Origin of the sequence: Kordiimonas sp. UBA4487 (genome assembly GCF_002389025.1) — a bacterium.
GTDB classification, from domain to species: domain Bacteria; phylum Pseudomonadota; class Alphaproteobacteria; order Sphingomonadales; family Kordiimonadaceae; genus Kordiimonas; species Kordiimonas lacus.
On record NZ_DGNR01000003.1, the window covers coordinates 328,545 to 354,946 of the forward strand.

The 26,402-nt window shown below is 54.2% G+C and carries 28 protein-coding genes; 20 read left to right on the top strand and 8 right to left on the bottom strand.

Annotated elements, in window-relative coordinates; all coding sequences use genetic code 11:
- Position 1 precedes the first annotated feature (1 nt).
- The 5 genes from B3Z17_RS02865 (at position 2) to pseC (ending at position 6,277) form a co-directional block, all read left to right on the top strand.
- Positions 2–730, top strand: a complete 729-nt coding sequence (locus B3Z17_RS02865; RefSeq protein WP_074519305.1) for a 3-oxoacyl-ACP reductase family protein — start codon at positions 2–4, stop codon at positions 728–730.
- A complete protein-coding gene (locus tag B3Z17_RS02870) occupies positions 723–1,937 on the top strand; it encodes an ATP-grasp domain-containing protein (RefSeq protein ID WP_286828487.1) in 1,215 nt (404 codons plus the stop codon). The genes B3Z17_RS02865 and B3Z17_RS02870 overlap by 8 nt, the downstream gene beginning before the upstream one ends.
- Before the next feature lie 19 nt (positions 1,938–1,956).
- Entirely contained in the window at positions 1,957–3,954 is a 1,998-nt protein-coding gene (locus B3Z17_RS02875; RefSeq protein WP_286828488.1) for a hypothetical protein, read from the top strand.
- A gap of 72 nt (positions 3,955–4,026) precedes the next feature.
- Positions 4,027–5,064 (top strand): UDP-N-acetylglucosamine 4,6-dehydratase (inverting), encoded by a 1,038-nt coding sequence (gene pseB, locus B3Z17_RS02880; protein WP_286828489.1) that lies wholly within the window; start codon positions 4,027–4,029, stop codon positions 5,062–5,064.
- 13 nt (positions 5,065–5,077) lie between these two features.
- A complete protein-coding gene (gene pseC / locus B3Z17_RS02885; protein ID WP_286828490.1) occupies positions 5,078–6,277 on the top strand; it encodes a UDP-4-amino-4,6-dideoxy-N-acetyl-beta-L-altrosamine transaminase in 1,200 nt (399 codons plus the stop codon).
- A gap of 121 nt (positions 6,278–6,398) precedes the next feature.
- Here the strand turns inward: pseC and B3Z17_RS02890 are convergent, their stop codons facing one another.
- From B3Z17_RS02890 to B3Z17_RS02905, 4 genes are all read right to left on the bottom strand, one after another.
- Entirely contained in the window at positions 6,399–7,229 is an 831-nt protein-coding gene (locus B3Z17_RS02890) for a flagellin (RefSeq protein WP_068305775.1), read from the bottom strand.
- A gap of 582 nt (positions 7,230–7,811) precedes the next feature.
- A complete protein-coding gene (locus B3Z17_RS02895) occupies positions 7,812–8,294 on the bottom strand; it encodes a hypothetical protein (protein WP_068305777.1) in 483 nt (160 codons plus the stop codon).
- 1 nt (position 8,295) lies between these two features.
- Positions 8,296–8,628: a rod-binding protein gene (locus tag B3Z17_RS02900; RefSeq protein WP_074519306.1), complete on the bottom strand. Its 333-nt coding sequence runs from the start codon at positions 8,626–8,628 to the stop codon at positions 8,296–8,298.
- A complete protein-coding gene (locus B3Z17_RS02905) occupies positions 8,628–9,755 on the bottom strand; it encodes a flagellar basal body P-ring protein FlgI (protein ID WP_068305779.1) in 1,128 nt (375 codons plus the stop codon). The genes B3Z17_RS02900 and B3Z17_RS02905 overlap by 1 nt, the downstream gene beginning before the upstream one ends.
- A 211-nt stretch (positions 9,756–9,966) precedes the next feature.
- Here B3Z17_RS02905 and B3Z17_RS02910 point away from each other — a divergent pair, with 211 nt between their 5' ends.
- Together B3Z17_RS02910 and dksA are read left to right on the top strand one after the other, a co-directional pair.
- A complete protein-coding gene (locus tag B3Z17_RS02910; protein ID WP_068305781.1) occupies positions 9,967–10,395 on the top strand; it encodes a flagellar assembly protein FliX in 429 nt (142 codons plus the stop codon).
- A 172-nt stretch (positions 10,396–10,567) separates the two neighbouring features.
- Positions 10,568–11,005: an RNA polymerase-binding protein DksA gene (dksA, locus tag B3Z17_RS02915; RefSeq protein WP_068144960.1), complete on the top strand. Its 438-nt coding sequence runs from the start codon at positions 10,568–10,570 to the stop codon at positions 11,003–11,005.
- Between the two features lie 195 nt (positions 11,006–11,200).
- Here the strand turns inward: dksA and flgH are convergent, their stop codons facing one another.
- Genes flgH through B3Z17_RS02935 form a run of 4 tightly spaced genes read right to left on the bottom strand, consistent with a single transcriptional unit; the run spans position 11,201 to position 14,549 of the window.
- Complete coding sequence (gene flgH / locus B3Z17_RS02920) at positions 11,201–11,998, bottom strand: flagellar basal body L-ring protein FlgH (RefSeq protein WP_068305784.1); 798 nt, start codon at positions 11,996–11,998, stop codon at positions 11,201–11,203.
- Between the two features lie 15 nt (positions 11,999–12,013).
- The gene (gene flgA, locus B3Z17_RS02925) at positions 12,014–12,976 is read right to left on the bottom strand and encodes a flagellar basal body P-ring formation chaperone FlgA (RefSeq protein WP_068305786.1); all 963 of its coding nucleotides are present in this window, start codon (positions 12,974–12,976) and stop codon (positions 12,014–12,016) included.
- A gap of 12 nt (positions 12,977–12,988) precedes the next feature.
- A complete protein-coding gene (gene flgG / locus B3Z17_RS02930) occupies positions 12,989–13,774 on the bottom strand; it encodes a flagellar basal-body rod protein FlgG (RefSeq protein WP_068305788.1) in 786 nt (261 codons plus the stop codon).
- Between the two features lie 28 nt (positions 13,775–13,802).
- Entirely contained in the window at positions 13,803–14,549 is a 747-nt protein-coding gene (locus B3Z17_RS02935) for a flagellar hook-basal body protein (protein ID WP_074519307.1), read from the bottom strand.
- A gap of 334 nt (positions 14,550–14,883) precedes the next feature.
- Here B3Z17_RS02935 and B3Z17_RS02940 point away from each other — a divergent pair, with 334 nt between their 5' ends.
- The 13 genes from B3Z17_RS02940 (at position 14,884) to B3Z17_RS03000 (ending at position 26,400) form a co-directional block, all read left to right on the top strand.
- Positions 14,884–15,456, top strand: a complete 573-nt coding sequence (locus B3Z17_RS02940) for a flagellar basal body-associated FliL family protein (protein WP_286828491.1) — start codon at positions 14,884–14,886, stop codon at positions 15,454–15,456.
- A gap of 44 nt (positions 15,457–15,500) precedes the next feature.
- Entirely contained in the window at positions 15,501–16,658 is a 1,158-nt protein-coding gene (gene fliM / locus B3Z17_RS02945; protein WP_068305794.1) for a flagellar motor switch protein FliM, read from the top strand.
- Entirely contained in the window at positions 16,658–17,083 is a 426-nt protein-coding gene (locus tag B3Z17_RS02950) for a DUF6468 domain-containing protein (protein WP_286828492.1), read from the top strand. Before fliM ends, B3Z17_RS02950 begins: the two co-directional genes overlap by 1 nt.
- Before the next feature lie 31 nt (positions 17,084–17,114).
- Positions 17,115–17,786, top strand: a complete 672-nt coding sequence (locus B3Z17_RS02955) for a MotE family protein (protein ID WP_286828493.1) — start codon at positions 17,115–17,117, stop codon at positions 17,784–17,786.
- A 65-nt stretch (positions 17,787–17,851) separates the two neighbouring features.
- Positions 17,852–18,505 (top strand): protein phosphatase CheZ, encoded by a 654-nt coding sequence (locus tag B3Z17_RS02960; protein WP_286828494.1) that lies wholly within the window; start codon positions 17,852–17,854, stop codon positions 18,503–18,505.
- A gap of 74 nt (positions 18,506–18,579) precedes the next feature.
- Positions 18,580–19,221, top strand: coding sequence for a hypothetical protein (locus B3Z17_RS02965; protein WP_139167439.1), 642 nt, complete (start codon positions 18,580–18,582; stop codon positions 19,219–19,221).
- Positions 19,211–19,948, top strand: a complete 738-nt coding sequence (locus tag B3Z17_RS02970) for a flagellar motor protein MotB (protein WP_082714596.1) — start codon at positions 19,211–19,213, stop codon at positions 19,946–19,948. Before B3Z17_RS02965 ends, B3Z17_RS02970 begins: the two co-directional genes overlap by 11 nt.
- Positions 19,935–23,099, top strand: coding sequence for a hypothetical protein (locus B3Z17_RS02975; RefSeq protein ID WP_286828495.1), 3,165 nt, complete (start codon positions 19,935–19,937; stop codon positions 23,097–23,099). The genes B3Z17_RS02970 and B3Z17_RS02975 overlap by 14 nt, the downstream gene beginning before the upstream one ends.
- A gap of 263 nt (positions 23,100–23,362) precedes the next feature.
- Positions 23,363–23,641, top strand: coding sequence for a DUF2282 domain-containing protein (locus tag B3Z17_RS02980; RefSeq protein ID WP_068305810.1), 279 nt, complete (start codon positions 23,363–23,365; stop codon positions 23,639–23,641).
- 44 nt (positions 23,642–23,685) lie between these two features.
- Entirely contained in the window at positions 23,686–24,567 is an 882-nt protein-coding gene (locus B3Z17_RS02985; RefSeq protein WP_286828496.1) for a DUF692 domain-containing protein, read from the top strand.
- Positions 24,560–25,282 (top strand): DNA-binding domain-containing protein, encoded by a 723-nt coding sequence (locus tag B3Z17_RS02990; protein ID WP_286828497.1) that lies wholly within the window; start codon positions 24,560–24,562, stop codon positions 25,280–25,282. Before B3Z17_RS02985 ends, B3Z17_RS02990 begins: the two co-directional genes overlap by 8 nt.
- A gap of 27 nt (positions 25,283–25,309) precedes the next feature.
- Positions 25,310–25,765 carry a DoxX family protein gene (locus B3Z17_RS02995; RefSeq protein ID WP_286828498.1) on the top strand — a complete coding sequence of 152 codons (456 nt, stop codon included), beginning with the start codon at positions 25,310–25,312 and terminating at the stop codon, positions 25,763–25,765.
- A 143-nt stretch (positions 25,766–25,908) separates the two neighbouring features.
- Complete coding sequence (locus B3Z17_RS03000; protein WP_068305816.1) at positions 25,909–26,400, top strand: Lrp/AsnC family transcriptional regulator; 492 nt, start codon at positions 25,909–25,911, stop codon at positions 26,398–26,400.
- Positions 26,401–26,402 lie beyond the last annotated feature (2 nt).

Sequence of the window (26,402 nt, forward strand, 5' to 3'; positions counted from 1 at the left end):
AATGCCAAAGGTTGCGTTTGTAACAGGGGCTAGTCGTGGCATTGGACGCGGAATTGCAGAACGCTTCATGGCGGACGGCTACCGGGTCGCGGTTGGATACCGCGTGAATGATGCGGAAGCACACGCGGTTTGTGATGGCCATGATCACGCAATGCCAGTGCAGCTCGATGTTGCCTCTCGTGGTGACGTTAAAGCTGCGCTGGACAAAGTTGAAGCGGCTTTGGGCAAAGTCGATATCCTGGTAAATAATGCAGGCATTGCGCAGGAAAAGCCTTTCTTCGAGATCACTGACGATGACTGGAGCCAGATGTTGGCAACCAATCTGCAATCGAACTTCATTCTGTCTCAGGAGGTGCTGCCGCATATGATAGATGGCGGTTGGGGCCGGATCATCAATATCTCGTCCATCGGCGGTCAATGGGGCGGCCTGAATCAGGTGCACTATGCAGCCGCAAAAGCCGCGCAGATCAACTTTACCCGGTCGCTTGCGAAGCTCTTTTCCGAAAAGGGTGTCACATCCAACGCAATTGCGGTGGGGCTTGCAGAAACCGATATGTCCAAGGCTGAACTGAACCGTGCGGATGGCCAGCAAAAGGTTGCTGGGATCCCTGTCGGTCGATTGGCGGATGTGAGGGAAATTGCGGCGACAGTGAGTTTCCTGGCTACAGACGAGGCCGCATACATCACGGGCCAGACCATCAACCTGAATGGTGGAATGTATTTTGACTAAAAGGCTTTTGGTTTTGGGCGGTGGTCGACAGGCTGTTCGCGGGCTTGAGCAACTGAAAAGCATGGGGCTGGAGTTGGTCGTATGCGATATGGACCCGTCAGCACCCGGCTTCAGCGTGGCAGATCATCGGATACAGGCCAGCGTATACCATCTGGATGATTGCCTGCCTGCAGTAAAGCGGTTTCATGCCGAATTACCGCTGGATGGCGTGATGTGCCTGGCTTGTGATGTGCCCCATATCGTAGCCCGTATCGCAGAAGTTCTGGGCACGCCCCATATTCCGGTTTCAGCGGCCGACCTGACCGTAGACAAGCTGGCGATGAAAGCTCGCTTTGAGGAATATGGCGTAAAGGTTCCTCCGTATGCGCGAGTTGCCAACCCTGAGGCGCTTGAAAATTTGGCCGAGGAATGGGGCCACGTTGTTGTAAAGCCGGTTGACAGCCGCGGATCAAAGGGGGTCACCCTTCTGGAGCGTGGTGGTGATGGTGTTTGGGCTTTCGAACACGCTCTGTCAGCATCGCCTTCCGGCCGTGTTATGGCAGAAAAATTTCTCGAGGGTCCCCAGGTTAGTAGCGAAAGTGTCATTATTGCAGGTCAGGCAATTACTCCAGCGCTGTCTGACCGCAACTATGAGTTTCTGGAAAAGTATGCACCTTTTATCGTTGAGAACGGTGGCGACATGCCATCCAAAGCGAAACAGGGTGAAAAAGATGCAATCTGGGCCCTTATTGGCGACGCTGCGCGTAGCCTTGGCATTGAGAATGGTGTGTTGAAGGGAGATATCGTTCTTCATGGCGGTGAGCCTTATATCATCGAGGTGGCGGCAAGGCTGTCGGGCGGCTATTTCTGTACCCACCAGATTCCCTTTTCAACAGATGTCTACCTTGTTGAGGCATGCGCACGACTAGCTTTGGGAATGCAGCTTGATCCTGCTGACTACCAGGCGAAAGCCGACAGACATGTTTGTTCCCGGTGGTTGATTCCCGGGGCAGGCCAGGTCGTTTCACTGGGATCGCGCGACAAGATACTCTCCCTCGAAGGTGTTCTGGCTTTCGAATGCTGGGTGGAGCAAGGCGATATGGTGGCTGAAGCCGAAAATGCAGCTGCGTCGGTCGCAATGGTTCAAGCTACTGGCGTAAGCCGGGAAGAGGCAATAAGCTGTGCAAATCAAGCATTTACCGTTTTCGGACTTGTAACCAAGCGCTGATTGGGCGATTGAAAAGGGTATGACCAGATCGTCACTTTATATGGTGTTTCACCTGAACCTGGCCTTTTCCTCGATCGATGAGGGCGAGCACCCAACCGTTGTTGACCGCTGCTACCGGCCGCTGCTTGATCTCGCTGAAGCGGGCATCCCGATCGGGTTGGAAGCAACTGGCTACACTCTTCGGGCCATCAAAAAGGTCGCACCTGAATGGATTGATTGCGCCAGGCACCTGATTTCTGAAGGAAAGGTGGAGCTGATCGGCAGTGGCTTTTGCCAGATCATTGCACCACTGGTTCCGCCGGAGCTTACTCGCAGAAACCTGGAATACGGACTGCGCGATTATGATGCCTTGCTGGGCGCGAGACCAGAAGTAGCATTGGTGAATGAACAGGCCTATTCAAAGGGCATTTTGCCGCTTTATCAGGCCGCTGGTTATAAAGCAGTGATGATGGATTGGGCCGAGCCAGCAAGCCATAACCCCAATTGGTCGCGAGCATTGGCTGACCGCCCCCAGATTCTTGAAGGAGCGGCCGGGGTCAGGTTGCCTGTGTTATGGTCCGATGCAATCGCATTTCAGAAATTCCAACGCTATGTCCACGGCGAATTGTCGGTGGAGGAATATTTCGAGTTTCTCTCGGACCTGATAGTAAAGGGCGCCAAGGCGATCCCGATATATACCAGTGATGCGGAGATTTTTGATTATCGGCCGGGCCGGTTTCACAGCGAAGCCAGTCTTGGTGGGGCAGAGTTTGATTGCATCAGTATTCTGTTGGAAAGCATCAAGGCGAACGAGGACGTAGAGCTGGTTCTGCCATCTGAAGCCTTGAGGCACCTTGAGCCTGAAACTGCGCCCATTCGTTTGGAAACCAGCCAGGTGCCGGTGCCAGTAAAAAAACAGCGAAAGTACAACTTGACGCGCTGGGGTGTAACGGGCCGTGATGACACCCGCCTGAACACGCTTTGTTGGCGTAAATTTATGGACCTGAACGCTGGAGGAAGTGACGCTGACTGGGAAGCACTGCTTCAACTTTGGGCCAGCGATTTCCGAACGCACATTACCGACAAGCGTTGGCAATCTCTTCTTGAGGGGCTTCCAGTAGAAAGCGAGCAGGCTTCCTATGCCGAAGCGAATATGGAGGCAGAAGTACCGGAAGCGATCTCGATCCGACAGTCAGGCAGGTTCACCGCAATAGAGGCGGAGGGGGTTCATCTGGTACTCAACAGTTATCGTGGATTGGCGATCCAGTCTTTCGGGTTTGGTCCAGCAGATTTGTCGCTTTCGGGTAAACTGGACAAGTCGAGTGTACTGGGCACGCTCGAGCATGGCTTCTTCGAAGACATTGCTTATGGCGCTGATTTTTACAGCGGCCATCTCGTGCACGAACCAAGGCATGCCCACAAGATTACGGATCTCGGCCGTGTGAAGCATGATGTCTTTTGGCAGGAAGCGTCGAACGCTGTTGTCATTCAGGGCTTTTTGGATACAGGTGCAGGCAAGCTGACCAAGGAAATCATTTTTTGCCCTTCGGAACAGTCGCTGACCATTCGTTTTGATCTGTCTGATTTGACCATTGAACGCGGCGTATCAAGGTTGGGCTTTGTCACCCTAAACCCGGACTATTTTTCCGAGCCAGACCTGTTTTATGCCTGTCATAACGGCGGCGAGGACCTTGAATATTTTCCGCTGAGTTGCAGTGCAGGAGTACAGGAGATTAATCATGGTAAGGCTGTTTCGCGGCTCGTCTCCGCTTCTACAGCACTTGGTATGTCAGGAGGGTGCCTGTTTCTGGGCGATGACAAGACCTACGTCAGGCTTGATATGGACCGGGCAGACTGTGCAGGGCTGGGCATGATAGAAAGCAGGACCATCAGGGGGCGGAATTTCATCCGTGGCTGCATTAGCATTGATGAGCTTGATGAAACCAGCCGAATGGTTCCAAGCGGGCTGGCGGACAGGATGTCGCCGCTTCGACACCACATTCGGATTACTTTGGGAAAAACCCGTAATTTATTATAGCATAAAAAGAATTCTTCCCGTGTACCACAATGGATGGTAGGCATATGAGGCACAGGTACAAGGAGACAGCCAATGGTGACATCGACCTTTAGCGGGGAAAAATGTGATCTCGAAGGGCGGTCAATTCTCATCACTGGCGGTACTGGTTCGTTCGGCAGGACCTTGCTGAAGGAACTTCTGGCTGCTCATAATCCGCGGCGGATCATTGTGTTTGCCAGGGGTGAATTTAATCATTTTCAGCTACAATATTCACTGACACCAGAAGAGCAGAAAAAAGTCCGCTTCTTCATTGGTGATGTCCGTGATCGTGAACGTTTGATCATGGCGATGCGCGATGTAGATGTGGTGATCCATGCCGCAGCGCAGAAACAGGTGCCTTTGGCAGAGTATAACCCGTTTGAATGCATAAAAACCAATGTCATTGGTGCTGAAAACGTGGTGCAGGCGTCGATCCGGGCTGGTGTGAAGCAGGTAATCGCCTTGTCGACAGATAAGGCGGTAAACCCGATAAATCTGTATGGGGCTAGTAAGCTTGCCTCTGACAAGATATTTGTTGCGGCCAATTCCCTGGCATCCGGTACAGGCACCCGATTTGCTGTGGTGCGTTACGGGAACGTACTTGGCTCGAAGGGCAGCGTGATCCCATTCTTCCGGGATCTGGTCAAAAAGGGAGCATCGGAACTGCCGGTTACCGATGTGCGGATGACACGCTTCTGGATTACTCTTGAAGAAGCCGTTGCTTTCACCCTGTCTTGCTTGCCCATCATGGTTGGCGGCGAGATCTTTGTGCCAAAGATTCCGTCCATGAAGATTACGGATCTTGTCGAAGCCCTTGCGCCAGGCATGCCGCAGAAGATTGTGGGCATCCGCCCAGGCGAAAAATTGCACGAGATTATGATCACCGAACACAATGCCCGGAACACCGTTGATATGGGCGACCGATACGTTATTGAACCAGAGTGGAGTTTCTGGTCGCGGCCCATGCTTTCCGAGCAAGGTTATCCTGTCATGTCTGAAGGATTTGAATATGTCAGTGACAAAAACGACAGTTGGATGACCGTTGAGGAGCTGAAAGCAGTTCTAGAGACCATTCCAGAAGGTGGGCAATAGTAGGTGGACTTCAATGTCGGAATCCTTTCTCGCTTATGGCAGGCATCAGATAGACGACGATGATATCGCCGCAGTCGTGGATGTGCTCAAGAATGGCGCCCTGACCTGTGGCCCAAAGGTTGATGCTTTTGAGGCTGCCTTTGCTGCCAAGGTGGGCGCTAGGGAAGCGGTTGTCTGTTCAAATGGTACCACGGCTCTCCATCTTGCGATGATGGGCCTGGATATCGGTCCAGGCGACGTGGTCATCGTGCCAACGGTAACTTTCCTGTCCACGGCCAATGGTGCTCGCATGGCGGGTGCAGATGTAGTGTTTGCTGACGTTTGCCCCGATACGGGCTTACTGACTGCCGACACTCTCGAAGAAGCCTTCGGGCGTGCCGGCCAGCCGGTCAAGGCTGTGTTGCCGGTGCATCTGAATGGCCAGTGTGTGGATATCGAGTCTATCGAACGGGTGAGCAGGGCACATGGTGCCGCTGTGGTGACAGATTGCTGTCATGCACTGGGCGCTACATATAAAGGCGCCCTCGTAGGCGCCCCAGGGGATGGCCAGTTTGAGGATATGGCCTGTTTTTCATTGCACCCTGTGAAGTCTATCGCCATGGGTGAAGGTGGTGTGGTTACCATGTCTGACCCAGATCTGGCCGGACGGCTGAGAATTCTACGCAGTCAGGGCATGGTTCGTGATCCGGCCTCATGGCAGCAGGTAGAATCCGGTTTTTCTGAAGGGTCGGGGGCGCCCAACCCCTGGTACTATGAAATGCAGGAACTGGGCTATAATTACCGGGCGACAGACTTGCAGTGCGCACTGGGGCTAAGTCAACTGGCTAAACTTGATGGTTTTGTTGCACGGCGCCGTGAACTTGCCGAGCTTTATGACCGTCAATTCGAAGCCCAATTGAACAGCCTTGTGCCGGTTTCCAGAACGCACACGGCAGAGTCTGCCTGGCATCTGTATCCTGTTCTTATTGATTTCAGGAGTCAGGGCAGGGATCGAGCTGCGGTGATGGCAGACTTGGCTGAGCTGGGGGTCGGAACGCAGGTGCACTATATTCCCGTTTCATCGCAGCCTTATTATGAAAAGCTATATGGAAAGCAGCGCTTTAGTGGTGCTGAGCGCTATTATGAGCGTGTCCTGAGCTTGCCAATTTTTCCGGCGATGTCGGATGACGATGTTGAGCGTGTGGTTACGTGCCTGGGGAAGGTTCTGCGCTAGTGGCAACTGGTTCAGGCGACCAGTAATAGAAGATCACGACAAGATGGACCTGCAGAGGCCCGGGCTTCAGGCTGAAGCCCGGGAACAACGCTGGCAATTACGTCATGAATGAGTGCCATCATTAGCCCTGGAAGAGGGAAAGGATGGACTGTGGTGATTGGTTGGCTATCGAGAGTGCCTGGATACCCAGCTGTTGCTTCACTTGCAGGGCTTGCAGGTTCGCACTTTCTTTGGCCATGTCCGCGTCAACCAGGTTGCCGATGCCGACTTCGATAACGTCAGCTAGTTTGCCGGCGAAGCTGCGGTTTTGCTCAAGTGCCGTTGAGCCTGCACCAAGTTGTGTCAGTACGGAGTTCAGGTTATTGATCGCGTCACCCAGGTCAACAACAGCAGCAGCAGCAGCCGTTTGCGTTGCGATGCTCTGGGCCGCAGAAATTGGGATGTTGGCACTGCCAAGTGTCAGATCCTGGTGATCCACAGTCAGCGTTTGTGTTGCGTCAGCATTCGTGATGGCCACAATTGCATCGGTTCCACCATCAATCAGGTTGGAGCCATTGAATTCGGCGTTATTCACGATGGTCGTGATTTGGTCGCGCAGGGCGGAAAAGTCTTCTGCCAGGGCTGTCCGGCTGGTGCTGTCGAGGCCCTGGTCGGCGGCTGCTACGGCTTTTTCCTTCATTTCCAGGAGGAGGTCGGAAATAGCTTCTGATGCAGCTAGGGCAATATCTACAGTAGAGATACCACGGTCCAGCGACTGTTTAACAGCGTTCAGGCCTTTCAGGTCACCGCGCAACTTTTGCGCGATTGAGAAGACAGCTGCGTTGTCTTTTGCAGATGAAATCTTGAGGCCAGTGTTAATGTGGGTCTGGGTAGTTTCCAGATCCTTGCTGGTGGCGTTCAGATTGCGAAGCGCGTCAAGTGCGCTAGCGTTAACATTAATTGAAAAGGTCATTTAACCTCTCCTTTTCATGACGTTTTTACCCAACCGATCTCTCGGCTTTCCCCTTTTATTGCAACAGGCGTGCCAATTTTTAATATCATATAACACATTGAAATATATGATCTTTTATTATTCTTGTGTTGAGGGATCGTCTTAGGGGCAAAAATCGACCTGCGGGAATCTGCAGGGCTGCAGCAAGGGGGCAAGAAGTTTCTGCCGGGTGGATCTGGGTGAAAGAGGAGAAAGGGCAGATTTCGCCGGTCTCAGCGACGGCCGATAAGCCCCGCAAGAGCATCATCGCCGGAAGCGTTTGAGGATTTCTTCTTACGGCCTTTACCTCTGGACGTTGTACCGGATGGCGCACCTGATGACAGACCTGCCAGGGGAACGAAGGTAATAGGGCGAAGTGGTTCGCCGGTTGATTGGAGCGACTGTAGATGAGGCTGGCGTATGGCAGTCCGCAGCAATTCACTAAGAAAGGCTGTTGGGACTGCGAGACGTGTCAGAGAATGGGGGAGGGCTACCTTAGCAAGCTGAGCGCCTGAGTTTGGAATGGGATGTGCGGTGTTGACCTGCATGTCGCAGCCTCCGAGGTCAGATGACCTGGTTGAGGCTTAGCGAAGTCGGTTTGGCCGGGCCCGTCGCGCGCATGGATGCATTGCGGCCATATCCAAGAACAGGGCTGTTCTTTTTGGATACTTCTTCGCCAACGCTACGGATCAGTCCTTCAGTAACCGATTTCAGCCGCAGCACCACGCGTGCGTGGTCGCGGATTGTCTCCCTGAGGCCGTCGGTCAGTTGACGCAGGTATTTGCGGTCCCGAGAATCCTTTTCACCCAACTGATACTCGTTCACCTTCAGCTTGCCGATGGTTTCCTTGTATTCAGCCATCAGACGGCTTTTTTCCCCATGTAGGCGCTTTGCCTCCTGGGGGCGGCGATCTTGAAGCAGTTCGGTTTCTTGGCGGATCAGGTCCTGCAGCAGGATGGTCAGCTTGGCCAGGCGCGCACTGTGTCCCGAAAGAGTAGGGCGATCGTCCGCTTTATCTGTTGGCAGCTTTGGGTTGTCGAGCGGCATATTATACCTCCTGCAACTTCAGCAATTCACGGTAAACCTGATCGGCGATACCAACACCGCCTTGTTTGGCGATTGCTTTACTGGTTTCGGTAACGAACATGGACCGGTACATGCCCTCGGCATGGCCGCCGCCCATCGGGCCGTCTGTTGGTACGGTCTCGAACATCGGGCCGAGCATCTGGGCGATGAACACGGCTTCGAATTGTTCTGCTGCATCCCGCGCAGCGCGCTTGGTGTCGTCAGACATGCCAGCATTTTTCAGGCCGGCCTTGGCTGCACCAATCTGTGCGTCGATGGCTTGCGCTTGTGCGGTATCTATCGAGACGACTTGCATTACATCACCTGAATTTCAGCTTGCATGGCACCTGCAGCCTTGATGGCCTGCAGGATGGAAATCATGTCGCGAGGGCCAACGCCAAGGGCGTTGAGGCCGTCTACAAGGTCCTGGAGCGTCACGGCATTCTCAAGAATGGTCAGCTTTTCGGTGCCGGTTTCCTCAACCGTTACAGAGCTGCGTGGCACGACCTGGGTCTGCCCACCCTGGGCGAAAGCGCCTGGCTGGGAAACTTGTGGCTGCTCGGAAACGCTGATTGTCAGGTTGCCTTGTGCGATGGCAACAGAATTAATGCGTACTTCAGCGCCCATAACAATGATGCCGGTGCGTTCGTCGATGATGACGCGGGCCTTCTGATCCGGCTTCACGGGAAGCTGTTCAATTTCGGTCAGGATGTCCACAAGCGCCAGCTCGTAGCCGATCGGACGGTCGATCTGAATGGTTGCAGGGTCAAGTGCGCGTGCCATACTGTTTTTCAGATGACGGTTGATCGCGCGGGTTACCCGTTGAGCGGTTGTGAAATCGGGGTTGTGCAGCGACAGCTTGACGGACGTCATGTCGCTGAGTTCAAAGGGGATTTCGCGTTCAACGATACCGCCGTTTGCGATGCGGCCGTTCGTTGGTACACCCTGAACCACAGAAGCGGCTTCGCCTTGTGCGCTGAAACCTGCGACGGCGATGGCGCCTTGTGCAACAGCATAAACTTCACCGTCGGCGCCCATAAGGGGGGTCGCAAGCAGGGTGCCGCCTTTGAGGTCTTCTGCGTCGCCCATGGAGCTGACATTGACATCAATGCGGTTACCCTGACGGGAAAATGCTGGCAGGTTGGCTGTGACCATAACGGCGGCAACATTTTCCGGCCGCATGGTCTCGCCTTTGGCGTTGACGCCAAGACGTTCAAGCATCGCAGTCAGGCTTTGTTCGGTGTATGGGGTGTTCCGCAGCGTGTCACCAGTGCCGTTCAGGCCAACAACGAGGCCATAGCCGATCAATTGGTTTTCACGAATGCCTTCGATGGACACAATGTCTTTGATCCGCGACGAAGCGTGTGCGGCCGGTAGCGCCCCCAGGAAGAGGAAGGCAACCATCAGTGTCAGACTGGTCCGAACTTTCGATTTGCAAAACATGCTTTGGCACCCTTACTGATTCATGTGCGGTCATATTTGCCGCTTATTCCTAACTCGCTTTAACTAATGCTAATATCATGCCAATTGATTTGGTGGTGTAACTGTCTGAAATATATGGATTTTAAATATGCAGGAATATTGATTTGGAATTATCTGCCGGTTGGGTGTAGCAATGCTTGCTCATCTGCTGCTCAAGGAATAAATTAGAAGCATGAAGATCTCTGGTTCCGGTTCAGTTCAATCTAAGACGGTCAAAAAGACCTCGCGCAAAGGTGCGAGCAGTGGCTCTGCGTTTGCCAGCGAACTGTCGGAAACGAAGGGTGCGTCAGCAACGAGCGGGCCTTCAGGTGCCGGAAGCGCGGGACCGATTGCATCCCTGGATGCCGTAATTGCGCTTCAGGGCGTGCCCGACGCCACCGAACGGCGCTCCAAGGGACTCAAGCGCGCCGAAGAGATGCTTGATCTCCTTGAAGAGGTCCGTAAAGGAATCCTGCTTGGGGCCATTCCGGCACCGCAGCTGCGGAGTCTTGCTGATATGGCAAGGAATCAGCGCGGCAAGACCGATGACGCAAAACTCGACGATATCCTTTCAGATATCGAACTGCGGGCTGAAGTCGAGCTTGCGAAACTAGGCGTTTAAAATCAAAGCCTTAGTAAATCTCTCCTGATTATCACGAATTCGTTGGGCCGCCCGTTTTTATTACAGCTTGTGCTGTGGGGCGGAAATCATTATATAACCCCCCGATGTAGTGCTCTCGGCCTTCGGGGGAATTTGAGGCGAAGGTCCAGATTTGGTTTGTTAGGGAGTGACAATGACCGAGACGATGACAGCGAAAAAGATCCAGCTGCCAGAAGGATACACACCGTCGCCAGACGAAGAATTCATGAACCCGCTTCAGCTGGAATATTTCCGTCGCAAGCTGAATGACTGGAAGCAGGACATTCTGAGAGAGTCTGCGGAGACCCTTCATAATCTTCAGGAAGACAATCTTCGCGAGCCTGACATCGCCGACCGTGCGTCGTCTGAAACCGACTGGTCGGTTGAGCTGAGGACCCGCGACCGTCAGCGTAAGCTTGTATCAAAGATTGACTCTGCCCTGCGCCGGATCGAAGAGGGCGAGTATGGTTACTGTGAAGTGACCGGCGAGCCGATCAGCCTGCGCCGCCTGGACGCCCGTCCGATCGCGACTATGACGATTGAGGCCCAGGAAGCACATGAGCGCGCCGAGAAGGTTCACCGCGACGACTAAGTAGCGGCTAGACCTGAGCGATTGAATAAGGGAGCTTTCAAGCTCCCTTTTTTGTTGCCTTTTTTGAAGGCAGGCAAAAAAAGGGCCGGTAGCCACTGGGGCTGCCGGCCACTGCACTGTCATGCAGAATTAAGTTGGCTTTATTTCGGTAAGTAGTCCTAAGTTCTGCGTTAGACGCCTCCTTGGTTGGTCGTATTAGAATGGGAAGATGATGTCATACAGTTGGGTCCCATAACGTGGCTGTTGGACATCGGTTAGTTGGCCTTTGCCCCCGTAGCTAATGCGGGCTTCGGCGATTTGGGTGTGCGAAATGGTGTTCGAACTGGAGATATCCTCAGGACGCACAATCCCGGCGAGAAGCAGTTCGCGCTTCTCGAAATTCACTCGTACCTCCTGGCGGCCCTGGATCACCAGGTTGCCGTTCGGCAGGACTTCGGTAACGATGGCGGCAACCGTGAGGCTGATGGCCTCGGACCGGTTCACGCTGCCATTGCCTTCGTAGGATGTAGTAGAGTCAGCGTTGACCATAGAGCCCGCGGAGAAATTACTCCTGCCAGCCTCATGAGAACCGCCTTCGCGGTCATTATCAGCGTTACCATAGAGCAGATTTGGAATAGCTTGCTCAAGCCCCAGGAAGTTCGACAGGCCAGCGTCTTCTGCGGTCGAGCGCGAGCGCGAGGTCGAGTTACCGATCTGGGCGCTGTCGGAAATGTCGATATTCACCGTCAGAATATCGCCAATGTTGCCTGCGCGCTGGTCCTTGAAGAAGGCGCGGGCACCGGTCCGCCAAAGCGAGTTTGGCTGGTATTTGTCCGGTGTATTGTTTGGCATGGGCAGGCTGATGGAGCGCTGCGCCACTGGGGCCTTGATATCCTTGATCGGGGTCATGTCTGGCGCTTTGCCGATGTTTGAGATCCGATCTGCCGCACCGCACGCCGCGAGCGACGCGAGGGCTGCCGTGAGGGCAATTTTGCGTATGGCGTTCTTAATCATGACTAGTCTCCGACGTTAGAGGGCGGCAAGCGCGAGGCTGTTGCTCATGACCTTCACCAGGCCAGGACTGATAACCTGAGCTTCTACGCTTTGTTTGGATTTGATGTTCATGACCCGGATCATGTCACCGTCGCCACCATCCTGGAGGGCACGGCCACTGGCGCTGAGGGTCAGGGCACCGCTTTGGATTGTCATCGTCACCAGGCTGCCTTTCTCGACAACCACCGGTGCCATGATGTCATTCACGCGCAGGGGCTGGCCCGGTTGCAGCGGGCGGCGCACGGTCTGGCCGACAAGGCTTTGCTGGTCCAGGACAGAGTTGCGGTTCAGGCGCTTGGACGGATACTGGCTCCAGGTGACGTCTTTTGCCGTGATCACTTCACCGGGTGCAATCAGCCGGGTCAGCATCGGTACCATGCGCACTTCCTGCAGGGTGCCGTTGACCTTCAGCTTCTTCGGCACCGAGCCGCCGGTAGGGATCAGCAGCGTGGCGCTGAAACGGTCCATGCGGTCGGTCATGGTGAAGCGTTCGAACTCAATGTCGGCAAGACTTGCCGTGGTCGGCAGGTACAGGCCGCGGTTGCTGCCATACACGGTGACTTCCACATCATGTTGCAGGCCTTGCTGGTTGGCTGCATCCAGTACCAGGTCAGACAGATCGCTGAGTGAGAAAGCAATCCCATCCCGGTGGATCAAGACCGTACGCAGATAGTTGGGGCGTTCCCAGTCCAGCTCGAAATCCTGTGCGATCCGGTCAAGGTCGTAGGAATTCAGCTTTTCAGCTTCGCCAGGCGCAGGGGCCTGCATGACAATTTCTGCGGCCTTGTCGCCCACGTCATCAAACAGGTCCCCCAGGCGGATGACAGTGTCATCAACCGTTGGCGCGGCCTTCAGTTCCGCCGCCTCGGTGGGGGCTGCTGTCATCAGCATGGTGCTGAAGGCCAGGGCTGTGATGAATTTCGTGCTACAGTTCCGCATCAGTGCCTCCTATTAGCGCAGGTTATTGGCAGCCTGGAGCATCTCGTCCGCGGTCTGGATAACCTTGGAGTTCAGCTCATAGGCGCGCTGCGCCGAAATCATGGACGTAATCTCACCCACGGCATTCACGTTGGACTGTTCAAGGAAGCCCTGGAACACGGTGCCGTAGCCTGGCTGGCCTGGTGAGCTTGGAACAGCTGCGCCGGATGCCTGGCTTTCAAGGTAGAGGTTTCCGCCAATGGCCTCGAGGCCCACTTCGTTGGGGAAGATCGCCAGTTCAAGCGTGCCGACCACTGCTGGGTTGGTCTGACCGTCCTGCTTGACCATCACTTCGCCTTGCTCGTTGATGGTGACATCAATCGAATCCTGCGGGATGTTGATGGCGGGCTGAACCGCGAAGCCTTCCGGGGTCACCAATTGGCCGTTTTGGTCAATCTGGAACGAACCGGCGCGGGTGTAGGCATCCTGACCATCCGGAAGCTGGATGTGGAAGAAGCCGCGGCCGTTGATCGCGATGTCGAACATGTTGCCGGTATTCTGCAGACTGCCTTGGTCTGTGATCCGGTATACGCCTGCGGTCCGCACGCCCACACCTACCTGGATGCCGCTTGGGACAACCGTGCCGGCGTCGGACGAGTTGGCGCCAACCCGTTCAATGTTCTGGTACAGAAGGTCTTGAAACTCGGCGCGGCCGCGTTTGAAGCCCGTGGTGTTCATGTTGGCGATGTTGTTCGAGATAACGTCGATATTCAACTGCTGGGCCAACATGCCTGTTGCTGCTGTGCTAAGTGCTTTCATCGTTCTATCCTTTCCTCACAAATGCTGGCTATTTCACTTGAGCCAAGCGACTGAGGGAATCTTTCCTCATCTCTTCGATGCCGCTTGATTGTTTGGATGCCGCCTCGTAGGCGCGCATCACGTCAATCATTTCGACCATGGATTCGATGGGGTTCACATTTGACCCTTCATACGCCTTTTGGCGGATGGTGAATTCGGTCATGTTTTCCGGTGGTTGGGGCGCCTGGTCAGTCTCATACAGAGAGTTACCGCGGCGTTTCATGTTTTGCTCGTTGGCAAAAGATACGATGCCAATCCTGCCCCGTTCGCCGTTGTTCGTGGATATCGAACCGTCAGTTGCGATGGAAATATCGATGTCGTCTTCATCAAACTGGATCGGCTGGCCATTGTCGTCCAGAACCTTCTCGCCAGACAGCAAGGTAAGGTTGCGGTCGGCATCAAGGGTCATACGTCCATTGCGGGTGTAGACGGTTTGTCCGTCGCTACCTTCAATCGACAGGTAGGCCCGGCCGTTGATAAAGATATCAAGAGGGTTGCTCGTTGGGATCATTGTCCCGGCTTCCAGGTTCCTGACAACGCCATGGTCCATAACCGTAGCGATCTTGCCACCGACAGTGCCGGCCGCGCCTGGAACGTCAATCAGATGTTGACGGAAGACAGATCTTTCTTTGTTGAAGGCTGCTGTCGACATATTTGCGATATTATGTGCAACAACATCCATGCGCCTTTTCAGCGCGCTTCTATGAGCCAACCCGACTAACAGTGCGGTATCCATAACTTTTCTCCTGCATTCGCAGTTTGCTGCTTTGCGCAGTTATCGTTTGCCAGGATAAAAGCATGAACCGTGCCAAATTATTTTCTGCTTAAGTATCAGATGTTTAGCCGTTTTCACAGGGGTGGTGCGGAGGCTTGAATGCATGTTTTGCCCACCGAAGTTGCCCAGGCGGGAAAGAAAAGCTTGCCGAGTGGTGCCACTATTTTCCCGCTTTTCCGCGTGATTTCTTTACGACTGTTTCATGGCTTGTTAACTATGTATAAATAAAGATAAAGTTGAAATGATAATGAATGGGCTCGCCCCATATCAGGCACTCAAGAGGTATTGATCGCTTATGTCCGACGAAATGGAAGAAGCGCTGGGAGAAGCCGAGCTTGTCGAAGGGCTTGAGCGGAAGAAAATCAGCGGCAAAAAGCTTGTCATCATTATTGTTGGTCTGTTTGTAGCGGCTTTGACGGCTGTGGGCGCCGTGACCTTGTTTGGCGGCGGTGATGAAGTGGATCCAGCTGACGAAGCGCTGGAGCAGATGGCAGAGGATGCCGCCACTCAACGGGACAACGCTCAGCTTGAGGAAGATCAGCCAAACGAAAAGCTGAAGTTATTGTTCGTTGAGCTGCCTGAGCAGCTTTATAATCTGAATACAGGTGGACAGGGCACCAGTTTCCTGCGTGTGCGCATCGCCCTTGAAATTGATCGTGAGAGCTACAAAGCGGATATCAACGCCAAGATGCCGCGTATTCTTGATGAGTTTAACGCCTACATGCGCGAGCTGCGTCCAGAGGATCTTTCTGGCGCAGCAGGTATTTTCCGTCTGAAAGAAGAGCTGTTGATGCGGATCAACCAGGCTGTAGCGCCGACCCGCGTCAAGGACGTTTTGTTCCAGGAATTCCTGGTTCAGGGCAGCTGATCCTGACAGGGGGCACCCGTGTGGGTGAAAGAGTAAGGTAGAAAATGGCCGACGACGAAGAAATTGACGACGAAGCAGTTGCAGCCGAATGGGCGGCGATGGCTGGTGGTGATGATGACGATGAAAACGCGGCTGACCAGGATGAGATGGCTGCCGAATGGGAAGCCATGGCCGCCGGCGGTGACGACGAAGATGACGATGGCTCAGGCCCGTCACCCGGGCGCGTACTTGATCAGGACGAAATCGATAGCCTGCTTGGCTTTGACGGAGACGGTGATTCCGGTGAGATGACGGGCATCCACGCGCTAATCAATAGCGCGCTGGTGTCCTATGAGCGTCTGCCGATGCTGGATATCATCTTCGACCGTATGGTGCGAATGATGTCCACAAGCCTCAGGAACTTCACGTCCGACAATATCGAAGTGTCGCTGGACAATATTACCTCTGTCCGTTTTGGGGACTATCTGAACTCGATCCCGCTGCCGGCAATGTTGGCTGTTTTCCGGGCCGAGGAATGGGATAACTATGGCCTCATGACCATTGACAGCAGCCTGATCTATTCGATCGTGGATGTGCTGTTGGGCGGTCGGCGCGGCACAGCCGCCATGCGGATTGAGGGACGCCCCTATACCACAATTGAACAAACGCTCGTGGAGCGTATGATCTCGGTGGTTCTCAAGGATATGTGTGGCGCATTCGAACCGCTGAGCCCAGTGAACTTCACGTTCGACCGGTTGGAGACCAATCCACGCTTCGCAACGATCGCGCGACCACCAAACGCAGCGATCCTGATCAAGCTTCGAGTTGATATGGAAGACCGCGGCGGTCGCCTTGAGGTATTGTTCCCATACGCCACGCTTGAACCTGTGCGGGAACTCTTGCTTCAGCGGTTCATGGGTGAGAAGTTCGGTCGTGACAGCATCTGGGAAACCCACTTGGCAACCGAGCTGTGGCGTGCTGACGTGGACCTGCAGGCGATTATGGACGAAACCACCATGTCGCTCAGGGATGTGATGAATTTCGAAGTTGGCCAGACTATTCTTTTTAACAAGAGCCCGAATGATGAAGTTGTGCTAAAATGTGGCGAAGTTCCTATGGTAAGCGGCGCGATCGGTCGGGCCGGGCAGCATGTTGCCGTGCAGATACGGCAGACAGCAGAGCGCCTGCACGTTGAAGACGACCCCAATTCCGGAAGTTATTGATGCAAATCCTACCTGAAATGATTGTCGATGGTGTTTTGGCGATCCTGCTGATTGCAGTGATTGTCGTGTGCACCATTGTATATCGGCGCCTGTCTACCATTCGGGAAGGGCAGGAACAGCTCAGGCAGTTGGTTGATAGCTTGAACAACGCAGTGGTGGACGCCCAGCGTAGTGTCGGCAACATTCGCCAGGCCGCACTTGATGCCGATGAAAAGCTGAGCGCTGAAATCAAGCGCGCCAAAAGCATGGCTGAAGAATTGAGCATGATTACGGAGGCTGGCAACAATCTTGCAGATAGAATTGAGCAAGGCCTGACAGGTGATAAACCTTCAGCGCCAGCTAAAGCTGCCGCTGATCCGGCTGAGCCGAAGGCAAACAAGAAACAGCAGCAGGAAATTTTGGCCGCCCTGCGTGAAGCACGTTGACGTGGCCTGTGTGTGAGTGAGAGGCAGTAAAATGAGTGGCGCGATATACAGTCGGGTTCGTCTATTCCCATTGCTTATACTGTTTGCCCTTGCGGCTCTCGGGCTGCGGGGTGTCAGCCTTTACACGGGTTATGACCTGATGGTTGCTGTTGCTCAGGACGAAAATCAGGCACAGGAAGATACGGCACAGGCTGAAGGTGACAATGCTGGGGCCGACGACCCGGCAACCACCACTGCCGCTGCCGCTCCGCCACCCATCATCGGGCTGCCTAGTACCCAAGAAATGGAATTGATCACCCAGTTACGCCAGCGCCGTCAAGATCTCGAAGCGCGCGAACAACAGCTTGATCTGCAGGAACAGCTGCTGGCGAGCACCGAAAAGCGGATCAATGACAAGATTGTTCAATTGCAAGAGCTTGAAGTCCAGATCAAGAAACACCTGCGCCTCTTCGAAGAGGTGGAGGAAAAGCAGCTGGATGCGATCGTTGAAGTATACGAAAAAATGAAGCCCAAGGATGCGGCGCCCCGGTTTGAAGCCTTGGCGTTGCAGACCCAGGTCGACCTTGTGACCCGGATGAAGCCGGCAAAGGTTGCAGCCCTGATGGAGAACATGTCGCCTCAGAAGGCTTCGATTTTAACGACAGAACTTGCTACGCAAGTTCAACCGCCGAATTTTGACGAGGTTCGAGGCGGCGGGCGCTAAAAGGGGACTGGCGGCATATGGGAGTAGCCGCCTATCTTGAGTTTTCGTGGGGCAGGAGTAGCGGAATGGGAAAACAGGCAACTGTTGTGAGTTTGGAAGATCGGGCAGCATCGCTACGGCAGGACCGTGGCGACAACATCGCTATTGACGAAATTACCCATGTGGTTGGCAGCCTGGTTCGCGGCACCACCCATGATGATGATATGGACAGTGTAGCAACCGAGCTGCGCGAACTTCTCAACTATATCAACGCCGCCAAAAGCGAACTGGTAGAAATGCAGCCCAAGTCGCTCTCGAACAGAGATATCCCGGACGCGGGCGAACAGTTGGATGCTATTGTCAAATCCACGGAAGATGCCGCGGAAGCCATCATGGATGCTGCTGACGCGGTAGGCCAAATCGCGGACGAGTTGGACGATGAGGTTGGTGGCCGATTGGCGCAGATTTCGACGGATTTGTTTCAAGCGTCAAGCTTCCAGGACCTCACAGGCCAGCGCATCACTAAAGTGACACGGACCCTGGCGCATCTTGAGGAACGGCTGAATGCTCTCGCCGATGCTATCGGCGATGACTATGTCGCGCCAGACCCTGAAGAAGAAATTACCCGCAATGAAGAAGGTGTTGTGGAGGACGAGACGGATCTGCTTCACGGCCCGCAGTTGGAGGGTGAGGGTAACAGCCAAGCTGAAATCGATGCGATTTTGGCAAGCTTCGACTGACCTGGGGCAAAGCTAGAGACCATATGTTCAGTGAGGAGCAAGATAGCAAGCGGATATTCGGAGCAGACAACACAATGGGGTTGTTTGTTGCGCTTTATCTCATCTTGTTGGCCTTTTTTATCATCCTGACAGCATTGTCGACCCATGCTGCGTCCCGTGGTTCGTTGGCCATGGAAAGCGTGAACCAAACCTTCACCCGCAGCGGCGAAGCAAAAATCGAAGATATCGACCCGCGCGCCGCGACTTCCGCCGCGGAAGACCCTGTCCTTAAGGCCATTCAACAACGTTTCTTTTCAGAGCTCGAAATTCCGGGACGCTTTTCTGAAGCAGGTGGTGGTGCCTTTGAAATTCAGTTTCCTGAAAGTTATCTGTTTGAACCCGGTTCTATCAATATCAGGCGTGATATGGCGCCTTTCGTGGATCAGCTCGTTGAGGCGCTTGGGGATGTAAGCAGTGGGGGGCGGCAGGAAGTCGCTTTCATGTTTGGAACTGGCCGTGGTGCTGTTGCCAGAGAAATGACCCGCAGCCAGGAAGTCGCTGTCCGCCGTGCCGGAGCGCTGGCGCGGTATCTGCAGACATCCGGCCTTGAGCGAGACGTGTTCACCACCGGCTTTGTGGGTATCCCGGAAGGCGAGATTTTGGCAGTTTTTACCCGCACGCTGGACCGAAATACCCGTAACAAGCTGGGCGAGGGTGGAGGGCGCCATGGCAACTAGGCCTCATTCCGCACGCAATGCTGCAAAGCATGTCCCAGGGAATGCCTGGATGCTGACGTTTGCTGATTTGCTGTCCCTGTTGCTGACGTTCTTTGTGCTTGTTTTTTCCATGAACACGATCCGGTTCGAGGATTGGAAAGCGGTCGTGCGGACGATGAGTGACGAGTTCAACCCCAACAGGCCGACGATCAGTCCGACCGAACATAAAGAGCCGCCCTCAGTGCTTCAGTCCAAGCCAAAAGGTTTGAGCCTGGCCTATCTCGAGGCTGTCGTGTCCCAGCGTTTCAGCCAAATTCCGTTGTTTGAGAATGGTGAGGTATGGCGAACCGAAGGCAAGGTAATTATATCGGTCCCGGCCAGTTTGCTTTTTGAACGCAAGGATGCAATCCCCAACGCTGAAGGGTTCAGGGCCCTTCGGGACCTGGCAGGGGTGCTTATCCAGCTCCGGAACAAGATACAGGTAGCTGGACACACGGACCAAACACCGGTTTCGAACCAGTTGTATCGATCGAATTGGGAGCTGTCTTTGACACGGGCCCGGGTTGTTGCCGGAATTTTGTCTGATGCGGGGTATCGCGAACCGATGGCGGTCCTGGGGTATGCCGATACGCGGTACAATCAATTACCCGGTAGCCTTACGCAGCAGAGGCGGTATGATCTGGCTGAACGTATTGATATAATCATCGTTGATGAACGACGGGATAGAGGATTATATGACCTTTTCTAAGTGGCGATATCTTTCTGGGGTTGCCGCGATTGCAGTTGTGATCGCTGTCCTGCCTGCGCCACCCGTTTTGGCCCTGCAGGCCGTCCCTGTGCAGGGGGCTCAGCAAGCGACCTTCGCGCGTCTGGCTTTTGCCATTCCAGAGAATGTTGCCTACACCGTTGACCACCAAGGCACGCAGGTTACCGTTACAGCAGAAAGCAGTATCAGTTTTGACCTGAGCAACATCAACGCCAGTCAGTTGCGACAGGTCCGCAATCCTCGGGTCGCTGGTTCTGGTGGCCAGACAGTTGTGACCTTCAGTGTGCCCTCGGACGCCAATGTTCGTCATTTTCGCTCCGGCCAGTATCTGGTGGTGGATGTCTATTCGGAAAACATCGTAGAAGACGGCCCGCAAAGCCAGTCACAGGTTCCAGTGCCTGCCGAAAGCCAACCTGGATCACAGGCGACACAGCAATCCAACGGTCAGGCACCCGCCCCTCAGCCAGATGAAACCGCAGCTGATGGCAGCGCAGCGCCGCCACCGTCGGACGATGCTGCAGAGCAGGGCGGGACAGCTGGTGTGGATGCAGTAACACCGGGTACCGATACGACAGGTGCCACACCGCAGCTTGGTTCAGATGATGGCGTGACGCGGGATATTACCGGCCCAACCGAAGATGACGTTAGTACACCGAATACTGATCCTGTCCCAAGCACCAATACAAATGTTACGGACGTGGCGCCGGAAAGCCAGGCAACAACCACACCGCCGACACAGGGTGTAACAGTTACAGGTGTTGAGCCAGAAGGCGAACCTGTGCCTGTTTCAGTTTCTGCGATTGAGAATGGTGTAAAACTGCGGTTCCAAGCGCCTGAGGGGGTCGCGGTCGCGGCGTTCGAACGCGGTGGTTTTCTCTGGCTGGTGTTTGACCGCCAGTTGGGTGTTCAGATGAATAACCTGCGCGCCAATGCCTCTCTTATTGGGCCGCGCATCCGCAATATTGAAGTCGTACCGCATCGTGATGCCCTGGTGATGCGTCTCAATATACGCACAGATCAGAGTACCGTTGTGGAAAAGGATCGCAATGACTGGCTGGTTTCCCTCAAGGATACGCCAGCGAAACCACGTTTCCCATTGGTGCCTGAGCGTCGCACGGAAGGTGCTCAAGGGCAGCAAATTCACATTCCAGCGACAGACCTTGGGCGCAAGATCGAGGTTGAAGATCCCGCTGTTGGTGATCTGCTCGTCGTCGTGCCTACACTTCTTGAAGGCCGCGGCTTACCTCAGCAATATAGCTATGCGTCATCTCAAGTGCTTGAAACCTCCCAGGGCATTGTTGTGGTGCCGCTGTCTGACTTTGTTACCATTGAGCGATACGCTGAAGGCGTAACGATCCGGTCCGCGGGCAATAATATCCTGTCGGCATCGAAGCTTTCGCGTGGTACAGGCATTGGTGACCAGGTTGGAGGCAACTTCAACCGGCTGATTGATTTCCGGGCCTGGCGGATTGGTAATGACTGGGAATATCGGAAGAATAAAAGCCGATTGCTCTATGAACTTTCCCTGCGCCCTGCCAATGACCGCAACGAGGTGCGTTGGAAACTGGCGCGTTACTTCCTGGCCCATGGGCGCGGTGAAGAGGCATTGGGCATCATGGATCGGATGCTTGATGAAGATCCTCTGCTGACTGAAAATAGTGAATTTCTGGCCGTGCGTGGCGTGGCGAACTTCAAGGCTGGGCGGCTGGACGAAGCTGCGGCGGACCTTTCCGCACGGGGGCTTGAAGCAGAGCAGGACGCGGAACTTTGGCGTTCCCTTGTGGCGGAAGCACGCGGCAATTATGAGCAGGCACTTGAACATTATCGCCGCGGTAAGGATGTCATGGGCACCTATGATGACTATGACCGCGCTGAAATACAGCTTGCGGTGATCAGATCCTCCTTGGCCCTTGGCAACATTGAGCAAGCCCAGCGCGAGTTGGACCTGTTGAATGGCCTGTCGCTCACGAGCGAGCAGATTTCTGAATCCGTCTTCCAGAGTGCGCGCATCGCCGAACGGCAAGGCCAGCTTGATATTGCGTTAACGCAGTATGAAGACCTTTCAGATGTGCCCCAACGCTGGATTGCGGCCCGAGCCCGATATGCGCGGATCAAATACAGCTTGCGTATGAACGACATCACGCCGCAGCAGGGCATCGATCAATTGGAACGCTTGCGCTATGCATGGCGCGGTAACCGGTTTGAGATTCAATTGCTCGATGACTTGTCCGAACTGTATTTCGAGACCCAACAATACCGCTTGGGGCTGGAGACGTTGCGGCAAGGCATCTCCTACTTCCCTGAGCTTGCAGCAGAGCGCCAGATGATCAGTCGCTCAAGCGCCGTGTTCCGGAAACTGTTCCTGGACGGTGACGCAGACACTATGACACCGATCTCGGCAATCAGTCTTTACTATGATTTTCGTGACCTGACACCGCTTGGGAACGATGGGGACCTGATGATCAGACGGCTCGCCTCCCGGCTTGTGTCAGTTGACTTGCTCGATCGAGCGGCAGAGCTTCTCGAGTACCAGGTTCGCGTGCGCACCGAAGGGGCGGCTAGGGCCGCGATTGCTGCCAGATTGGCACAGATCTATATTCTTGATGAAAAGCCCGAGCAGGCCCTTCAGATCCTGCGTGGTACGCGCGAGCCTCGGTTGCCGCAGGATATTGAGGCAACACGCCGACACGTAGAGGCGCGGGCCTTGATAGAACTCGAGCGCTATGAAGAAGCTGAAGTGGTGCTGGATGGTGATCGCGGCGCTAACGCTGAATATCTTCGCGCGGATATCTATTGGGGCGCCAAAAACTGGCCGAGGCTGGCATCAACGGTACGCCGTATCCTGGGGGATGGCTGGCGCCGCAAGGAACCTCTCAATGACAAGCAGCGCCTGAATCTGATCCGCCTGACCATTGCATTGACCTTCACGGAAGACCGCGCCGGGCTGATTGAGACGCGCCGCAGGTACGGACTGCAGATGCGGGAAGGTGATTTTGCCAATGCGTTCGAATTGCTGACCAATGACCAGGAACTGTCGGGCGGAGAACTTGGTGCCATTGCGAAACAGATCGCCAGTGTCGAAAAACTTCAAACCTTCATGCGGGAATACAGAAATGATTTTTCTGGCCGCTAGGCTGAGGTTTGAGCAAGTAACGGGCCGCTCGCAAGGCTGTGAGGGTCGGTCTTGCCAGTCATTGGATATCCCACGACAAGTGGTCTGTTAAATGAGGCGGGCTTGAGGGAAGGTGAGGATTGCTGCTGGGTTGACCGATTTCACCAAAGCGTGAATTTCATATTATTTTCCTTTGTCGCGTCATTCGGCGAATATAGAACCACGCAGGCAGGCACCGGTGTCCGCCTTAACGATGTTATGAAGACTGAAAAGGGAAGTTTAAGATGAAACTCAACCGTTTTGCGAAATCTGCAGTGATTACCACAAGTGCAGCGGCATTTGCGTTGGCGGCCGCCTCTGGCGTTGCCACAGCTGACGACAAGAAAGCCAAGAAAGAAAAGTGCTACGGTGTGGTTGCCAAGGGCATGAACGATTGCCAGACCTCTGCGCACAGCTGCGCAGGTCAGGCCAAGATGGATAACCATCCAGAAGAGTGGATCTATGTGCCTGCTGGCATGTGTGACCGCATTGCAGGTGGATCCAAAGAACCTAAGCGTTCCTAACAAGGATAACCGATGGCGGTGATCAGTAACTGCGTGGGGATAGAATGACATTTCCAGCATATATCGCTGCTAAAGGGGCTCAAAAACCGGTCGGCGTTGGCTTGAAATCACAACACTATGATGACGTGTTGACTTCAAAGCCAGCGCTTGCCTTTTTTGAGGTGCATGCTGAAAATTACATGATGCCGGGCGGTGCTCACCACCGTTACCTCGAAGAAATCAGAGAAACCTACCCGCTCTCCATCCACGGTGTTGGCATGTCACTTGGGTCAGCAGAGGGCCTAAACAGAAAACATCTGCAGCGGTTCAGTGAGGTGGTCAACCGCTACAGGCCTTGGCTGGTATCCGAGCATCTGGCTTGGTCGCGGGCCGGTGATACATACCTGAATGACCTGTTACCCGTGCCGATGACACAGGAAAGCCTCCGTATTGTTACTGGCAATGTCAAAGCCCTGCAGGATGCAATAGGTCGAAAAATCCTGATCGAGAACCCTTCCAGCTACCTAACATTTGCAGATGATGAGATGCCGGAAGTCGATTTCCTGGTGGCACTTGCCGAAGCGACCGGCTGTGGCTTGCTGCTTGACGTGAACAATGTCTATGTATCGGGCAAAAATATCGGTTGGGACGTTCGGGCTTATCTAGATAGCATTCCGGCTGATCTTGTTGGGGAAATCCACTTGGCCGGACACCTGACGCGGGACGTGGAGGGCCAAACCCTTCGCATCGATGACCACGGTAGCCGTGTCTCCGACAGCGTTTGGACGCTTTATGAGCGGGTTATTGCCCGGATAGGGCCGCGGCCAACCCTTATTGAATGGGATTCAAATATCCCAACGCTTGATGTGCTTGTTGTCGAGGCAGAGAAGGCACAGAAGCTGATGTCAGAGATGGTCGAGCCCGGTCAGGCTGCCACCCGTGGGTGACCTTGGCGACATACAGCGGTCTATGGCGCGCACCATCTTGGGGCAGGAGGCAGATGACAGCCTGCTTGGCGCGATCAAGGATGATCATCTGGGACCGGCAGCGCGGTTGCGCATCCACCAGAATAATTTCAGAGAGAGCCTGAGCGAAGCATTGTTGGGGATTTTCCCGTTATGTCAGGCGTTGGTGGGTGAATTGTTCCTGCGGCAGGCGCTGCGCCACTTTGTGCTTGAATATCCTCCTGTTGATGCGGCGCTTTATGCCTATGGTCGGGATGTGGCAGATTTCTTCGGGATATACTCGGCAGCCAAATCTGTGCCTTACCTCGCTGATGTGGCACGGCTTGAGTGGTATACCCACGAACTGGCAAATGCGGAGGAAGCAGTGGTTTATGAGGATATCACAGCCGCGCAGGCAGCGCATGAAGCAGGAATGGATTTCGCCTTGCATGACAATGCGCGCGTGCTTGATAGCAATTTCCCCATTTATGACCTCTGGCAGGCATTGTCAGGCCAAATAACACCCGACGACCTGAACATTGAAGACGATGGGCAAACCATCCTGCTGGTGTTGCACGGGGGGCAGGTGTTCTACCAATTGCTGGATGCAGAAACAGCAGGCACGCTGGCAAAGTTGAGCGGTGACCAAAAGGATATAACGATCGGGTCGGCGATGCTCGAAGAATTGATCGACAGGGGGGCGATCAAACCAAAATAACGATAATAAAGAAGAGAAGGTAAAACATTGAAGAATCTTTCGGAGCAATACCATGCGCTGTTTGACCGGCTTGGCCGCGCCTTCCTGTTGCAGGATTATATGTTGCTCTTCGTTCGGGCCTGGGCTGCAAAGATATTCTACCTCTCAGGCAGATCGAAGGCTGGAGACGCGTACCTGACACCATCAGATTTAACAGTGATGTTGTTCGCGGATGAATATGACCTGCCACTGATTGATCCTGAAATGGCGGCACAGCTTGCACTCTATGCAGAGACATTCCTGCCGATAATGTTGCTGGTGGGCTTAGGCGCCCGCTTTGGTGCGCTTGGTCTTATCGGAATGACGCTGGTAATACAGTTTTTGGTCTATCCCGGATATTTCCCTGAACACGCAACATGGATCGCGGCGCTGTTGCCGGTTGTCATGTTAGGGGCAGGGCGGATTTCTCTGGATCATTTATTGGTCTCCCGGTCTGGAAAATAGGCTTATCACGAAATCTTGAAAAGATGGGCGGGCTTACAGGCAGTTTTTTGTGTTTTTTTCCGTCGATTTGCTTTTTATTTAGAATGGAAATCGGCTAAGACAGACCGAAGTTGCCTCTCTTTATTGTGTTTTAAGGACATGTCATGGATGAAATCGACCGTAAGATTCTGAATTTGCTGCAAAAAGACGCTACGTTAAGCACAGCTGAAATTGCCGAGGCAGTTGGTTTGTCCACGACACCTTGTTGGCGCCGGATCCAGATTTTGGAACAAGAAGGCTATATCACCCGCCGGGTAGCGCTTGTTGACCGTAACAAGATCAATGTCCCACTGGACGTTTTCGTCGCGATCCGGACCAACGAACATAACTTTGACTGGCTTGATGAATTTGCCCGCCTTGTTTGCGAGTTCCCGGAAGTGGTGGAACTGTACCGCATGAGCGGTGAGATCGATTATCTGATGCGCGTGGTAGTGCCGGACATGGCTGCATACGACACCTTCTATAAGAAACTGATCAAGCGTGTACAGCTCACGGACGTAAGTTCATCCTTCGCCATGGAGCGGATCAAATATACCACAGCACTGCCGCTGGATTATGCCATTGAAAGTGGCCGTAGTCGCCGTAAGCGGGGTTAGTT

Bases quoted from the DNA above. Each gene is read 5' to 3' on its own strand.
- B3Z17_RS02910 (WP_068305781.1), top strand. From the start codon at position 9,967: ATGAAGATCTCTGGTTCCGGTTCAGTTCAATCTAAGACGGTCAAAAAG.
- pseB (WP_286828489.1), top strand. From the start codon at position 4,027: ATGGTGACATCGACCTTTAGCGGGGAAAAATGTGATCTCGAAGGGCGG.
- flgG (WP_068305788.1), bottom strand. From the start codon at position 13,774: ATGAAAGCACTTAGCACAGCAGCAACAGGCATGTTGGCCCAGCAGTTG.
- B3Z17_RS02900 (WP_074519306.1), bottom strand. From the start codon at position 8,628: ATGCAAGTCGTCTCGATAGATACCGCACAAGCGCAAGCCATCGACGCA.
- B3Z17_RS02950 (WP_286828492.1), top strand. From the start codon at position 16,658: ATGCAAATCCTACCTGAAATGATTGTCGATGGTGTTTTGGCGATCCTG.
- B3Z17_RS02890 (WP_068305775.1), bottom strand. From the start codon at position 7,229: ATGACCTTTTCAATTAATGTTAACGCTAGCGCACTTGACGCGCTTCGC.
- B3Z17_RS02940 (WP_286828491.1), top strand. From the start codon at position 14,884: ATGTCCGACGAAATGGAAGAAGCGCTGGGAGAAGCCGAGCTTGTCGAA.
- B3Z17_RS02985 (WP_286828496.1), top strand. From the start codon at position 23,686: ATGACATTTCCAGCATATATCGCTGCTAAAGGGGCTCAAAAACCGGTC.
- B3Z17_RS02965 (WP_139167439.1), top strand. From the start codon at position 18,580: ATGGGGTTGTTTGTTGCGCTTTATCTCATCTTGTTGGCCTTTTTTATC.
- B3Z17_RS02905 (WP_068305779.1), bottom strand. From the start codon at position 9,755: ATGTTTTGCAAATCGAAAGTTCGGACCAGTCTGACACTGATGGTTGCC.
- B3Z17_RS02875 (WP_286828488.1), top strand. From the start codon at position 1,957: ATGACCAGATCGTCACTTTATATGGTGTTTCACCTGAACCTGGCCTTT.
- B3Z17_RS02960 (WP_286828494.1), top strand. From the start codon at position 17,852: ATGGGAAAACAGGCAACTGTTGTGAGTTTGGAAGATCGGGCAGCATCG.
- fliM (WP_068305794.1), top strand. From the start codon at position 15,501: ATGGCCGACGACGAAGAAATTGACGACGAAGCAGTTGCAGCCGAATGG.
- B3Z17_RS02865 (WP_074519305.1), top strand. From the start codon at position 2: ATGCCAAAGGTTGCGTTTGTAACAGGGGCTAGTCGTGGCATTGGACGC.
- B3Z17_RS02935 (WP_074519307.1), bottom strand. From the start codon at position 14,549: ATGGATACCGCACTGTTAGTCGGGTTGGCTCATAGAAGCGCGCTGAAA.
- B3Z17_RS02975 (WP_286828495.1), top strand. From the start codon at position 19,935: ATGACCTTTTCTAAGTGGCGATATCTTTCTGGGGTTGCCGCGATTGCA.
- B3Z17_RS02895 (WP_068305777.1), bottom strand. From the start codon at position 8,294: ATGCCGCTCGACAACCCAAAGCTGCCAACAGATAAAGCGGACGATCGC.
- B3Z17_RS02970 (WP_082714596.1), top strand. From the start codon at position 19,211: ATGGCAACTAGGCCTCATTCCGCACGCAATGCTGCAAAGCATGTCCCA.
- dksA (WP_068144960.1), top strand. From the start codon at position 10,568: ATGACCGAGACGATGACAGCGAAAAAGATCCAGCTGCCAGAAGGATAC.
- B3Z17_RS02980 (WP_068305810.1), top strand. From the start codon at position 23,363: ATGAAACTCAACCGTTTTGCGAAATCTGCAGTGATTACCACAAGTGCA.
- pseC (WP_286828490.1), top strand. From the start codon at position 5,078: ATGTCGGAATCCTTTCTCGCTTATGGCAGGCATCAGATAGACGACGAT.
- flgA (WP_068305786.1), bottom strand. From the start codon at position 12,976: ATGCGGAACTGTAGCACGAAATTCATCACAGCCCTGGCCTTCAGCACC.
- flgH (WP_068305784.1), bottom strand. From the start codon at position 11,998: ATGATTAAGAACGCCATACGCAAAATTGCCCTCACGGCAGCCCTCGCG.
- B3Z17_RS03000 (WP_068305816.1), top strand. From the start codon at position 25,909: ATGGATGAAATCGACCGTAAGATTCTGAATTTGCTGCAAAAAGACGCT.
- B3Z17_RS02955 (WP_286828493.1), top strand. From the start codon at position 17,115: ATGAGTGGCGCGATATACAGTCGGGTTCGTCTATTCCCATTGCTTATA.